Origin of the sequence: Actinophytocola xanthii, assembly GCF_001921205.1 — a bacterium.
GTDB lineage: Bacteria > Actinomycetota > Actinomycetes > Mycobacteriales > Pseudonocardiaceae > Actinophytocola > Actinophytocola xanthii.
The window spans coordinates 1-4284 of sequence record NZ_MSIE01000154.1; the positions used below are offsets into that span (position 1 = coordinate 1).

General features: G+C 65.4%; 2 protein-coding genes. One reads left to right on the plus strand and one right to left on the minus strand.

From position 1 onward, the window contains the following. Nucleotides 1–12: 12 nt before the first annotated feature. Nucleotides 13–282, minus strand: coding sequence for a WhiB family transcriptional regulator (locus tag BU204_RS37565; protein WP_075130543.1), 270 nt, complete (start codon nt 280–282; stop codon nt 13–15). A 1938-nt stretch (nt 283–2220) separates the two neighbouring features. On the opposite strand from BU204_RS37565, the gene BU204_RS37570 reads away from it, so the two are divergent. After that, the gene (locus tag BU204_RS37570; RefSeq protein ID WP_075130544.1) at nt 2221–2697 is read left to right on the plus strand and encodes a hypothetical protein; all 477 of its coding nucleotides are present in this window, start codon (nt 2221–2223) and stop codon (nt 2695–2697) included. Nucleotides 2698–4284 lie beyond the last annotated feature (1587 nt).

Genomic DNA, 4284 nt, shown 5'->3' on the forward strand with positions numbered 1-4284 from the left:
CACGCGACACGGTTACCGCGTCAACGTTCCTTGATGAGGCACTAGCTCCCGCCGTTCTCGAGGGTCCAGACCGCCCCAGATCCCCCAGGGTTCTCTCGTGTCGAGGGCGACCGCGAGACACTCCCGTCGGACTGGGCAGGCACGACAGATCGAACGACAGGTGCCGATGTGTGGCGAGGACGGCTCGATCCACTCCAAGCTCGGGTAGGCGGCGCATGCCGCTCGATGTCGCCATCGGTGCCCGCGTCGGCGCGTAGGACCGGGTTGTGTCGACGAATCCAACCGGCCTCACCATCCCTGTCGTCGGTCCGGCCAGGGGGGATGGCCTAAGTAGCGTGTGGGAATAGAAATTTCGTTTAATTCGTCAGAGCGCGTCGCAGATTCTTGCGAATCGCGGCAGCATCGCCCTCATCCAGGATGTCATCGATCTCAGCTCTGAAAGCGGTGTGGCATTGCCGGGGTGGATGAGGAAGCCGACGTATTCCGCAGCAGGAGATGCTCCACCTGCGCGGACTAGGGATAGGTACTTCATGTGGCCCTGATGTGGCGCATTCAGGGACACAACTCCAGGCCTTCCAAGCAGTAGGCGATACCCCTGCGCTAAGGGTAACCCCTCGTCGAACCAGAAAGAATCAGGGCTCGGGAATTCGAGGTAGGGAAACCTGCCTCCGGAGCTCAGGAGTCGGCGTGGACTATGGCCTCTACCAGCAACTCTGTTGTCGCTGTCAGTCTCAATAGTACCCTCCAGCCTCCCTGAGATCCATGGTTCCATGTCACACGGCATGTCACGCTGGCCCGATGTTTCTCGCGATAGGGGAGCGGGCTGCGACTACGCACAGTGCCGATGGTGGGGGTTCGCTGGCCCAATCAATAGTGGTTGCAGCTTTCCGTCGCGGTGAGCACAACGACGGTGCGCTATGGCGCCGCGATTCCCTGCGTCCGCAGCAACGCAGTCATCTCTGCGCGGAATCGTCGATAGCGGCTCCGACCGCCGCGCAGGTCGGGGTCCCGGGTGGCGTCGAGGTAGGTCTCGACGAACATCCGCGACGCCGGGTCGTCACCGGTGTACTCGTCCAGTTGACGCCACGTTGTGGACGGGCGTGATCTCGTCTATCTGGAGTTCGGCGGTCCGGAAGGGTTCCCGTGTTGTTCTACTGCGATGGCACGCCGGGCAGCCGGCTCGAAGGAGCGTTCGTCGGCGGCGCGGGCCCGGCGGTTCCGTGTCATGGCGGTCGATTGGCCCACCTTGGGCGATCCACGTCCATATCGGGGAAGATCGTCGGCGACTGGCTGGCCGGCGTGGCCTCACTCGCCGACGAACTTGGGGTGGCGCAGCTCGACGTCGCCGGACATTCGGGTGGCGGGTTGCACTGTTCGCTGCGGGGCCCTGCAGCCGGCCTAGCGACTGCGGTTCATCGGAACGCTCGCTCCGTGGGGGCTGGTCGCGACGCCGGAGATCATGGCCGGCCTCAACTGGCTCGATCGCGCATACGCGCGGCTCGCCCGGCACGTGGCGTGGGCCATGCGAGCGTCGTTCGCGCCGCTCGGCTGGGGGTGCGAAACACTGGCCGCAGCGGCTTTAGCCTGCCGCAGGCGAGGTCTTCCGCTGGGCGTGGTACAGATGATCCTGCCGGCGACGCGAGCGTATGCTCTGCGGCGCCTTAACCGCGCCGCCGAGTACCACCAGCACGCGATCGTACGCTTGCGCGCTGGCTTTCCGGGAGGTGGGAGGACGCGGCCGACGCCGTAATGTTGAGGCCGTGGACGGTGGCCGAGTCGCCGCGTGGGGCTTTCTGTACCAGTACCTTCGCACGGTCGAAGCTGCACTGGCCGTGTTCCAGGACGACCGTTTCGCGGCCTGTCGGGTCGAGAGTGGTGCCGGCGAGTCAGACCAGGTTGAGGTCGTCGACTTCGATCTGGTCGCTCGAGACGGCGAGGTGCTGCTCGCCGCACAGGTCAAGACCGGTGGTTCGACCTCACTTGTGCACAGTCGGTCAGTGACCACGAAGAGAGCGCCGTTCAGGGTCTGGTGTTCCGGGATGATCGTGGGATATCTTGGTCTTGGCAGTAGCGCCTGCCGGATCCGAGTGACGGTTGCCCACGCGACCAGCACGTTGAGGACAAGGTTCGCTGAATCGCGCAGCTTGATCCCCCAGTTCACGCAGGTCGATAACGCAATCTGCGGAGTGGGCGTGGGACCGCGCCGCGGCAGGGAGCGTTATGACCAGGGATCGTCTCAACAAGCGCGAAATCCGGCTTCTGCAGGAGCGGACCGGGTTGCCCTATGTGGAGGCTCGTCGGCTGCTGATCGCGTTCCGCGACGTGCTGGACCGGGAACCCCACCTCTCGACCAACGGCTTCGGCTTGGCGCCGCGCATGACCGGCAAGGAGACGCTGGCCGAGCGCCAGGAGCAGTTCCGGGATCACCGGGACCAGCTGGAGCGGGCCGCGGACCGTGTCATCGAGGTTCACCAGTGGCTGCGCGAGAACATCCGGCCGATCAAGACACCGGGGCAGGGCAGTTACGGGATGAAGCACGTCGTCGAGAACGCACTCGGGCAGTATGTGTCGAACGGTGAGCTCATCGCCGCGGCGTTGATGGCCGGCTATCCCATGGGCAAGGTTCACGGACCCAACACCGACTTCGGGATGAGCAAACGGGATGTGGACCGCGCTCGGGCAAGCGTCCGCGCGTAACGGCTTCCTGGTGGCTGGTGTCGAACAGCCGACGCCAGCCACCAGGGCCTGCCTGGGACCTCTTGTTCAGGTAGGCGACGAGGACTCGACCAGCTTGCCTCGAACACCCTGTTCTGCACGGTGTCAGGTAACGGTTCGGTCTCGACGTGGTTCGCGGTCCTGTGGAAGTCGCGTCGACTCCTGGTAAGCGGTGGACGGTCCGCTGCAGGAGGTGGACCCAGCTTGTTGGAGGCGCCGCGTGACGCCTGAGTTTTGGATTGCCGCCGCGACGCTGGCTCTGGAGGTGGCAAGGCTCGGACGCGACGTGTGGACCAAGTCGCGCAACGAGAGCCCAGACAGCCGCGAGGAGGACAGGGAAGACTAGCTTCGCGGGTCGGAGGGGTCGTGCCTGGCCCCTCCGACCCACTTCATCGGCCGATTCTGCGAATTGGTGCCACGTTGGAGGTCTCGTTGTCACGGCCGCCCCCGCGAGATCCGGTGTCGGGGGTTGGGGCGATGGAGCGGAGCACCGTCGGGGGCACGGCCAGTTCCGTCGCGGCCGCGCAGCAAAACACTGATCCCGATCTCGCAACGGGCGTGATCTTGACGTCGGCGTCCGACACCGGCCTCACCAGGACTGGCGTCGGCAAAGGTGATGGGCGGAGGCGAGGGCACGCGCCATGGTCGGGTGGGGTAGGCGGTCACTGCGGTCTTCGCTCTCGCTGGTCTGACGCGTGGCATGGGAACCGAGCTAGAATGGGCGATGATGCCACGCAACAGCGGTGCCGGCTTCAGCGCGAAGGTGTAGCTCTCGCGCCAAGGGGCATCCGCTACGTCGCCGCACACGCCCAATTGCTGCGTCTCCGCGCGCAACGTCTGCCGCCGGGACGCCGGCGCGTACGCAGGGGCGATTCCACGGCCTATCCGATCTCGCTCACCGACGAGCAACTGGCCGAGTTGGACGTCTAGCCAGGCCGTCCGGTATCGCCAGCGAGCAGGTCGCGACCATCGTCGAGTTGCTGCCGTTGCGACGACGAGGGGTGTCGACGGCCGGACAGCCGTCCGAGCGGCTGTGGCCTGAGAACGTCACTCATGAGCGCGTCGACTTGATTCTCGAGCGCATCGCGACCGAGACGACCGAGCGCCGCGGATACCAGGCTCCGCGGTTCCGCCTCGAACACCAGCTCTCCAGATCATCGCCGCGCGTGTCCTATCTGCCGTGTTCGTGCCGCTGGACCTGAGCCTCGCCTCTGGTCGTTCCCGTCATCACCTCCGTAGTAGTGATGGCCGTGACGGCTGGCTGTCTCGTGCCAGTGAGCCGTCGGGTGGACGGGGGATCGCAGTGCCGGGCGAATGCGGTCGTCACGTGTTCGATTTCCATCTTCGCCGCGCAAGGCGCCGGTAGCACTACTTGAGGTGGCGCGCTAGGTCCGGGCCCTAATCGTGGACGATGAGGTGCTGATCATCGACGTCGACCCGGAGGCCGACAATGGCGCCGCTGGCGGAGCTGGGCCGGCAACCACGGGAGGCTGATCGTCGCTGCGCTACATCGCTTCGGATCGATGAGAGCCTGTTCCTGAACTTATTTGGTGAGGCGTTGGCTGGTGA

What these genes read in the sequence shown, in the direction of transcription:
- BU204_RS37570 (WP_075130544.1), top strand. Translation starts at nt 2,221, where the DNA reads ATGACCAGGGATCGTCTCAACAAGCGCGAAATCCGGCTTCTGCAGGAG.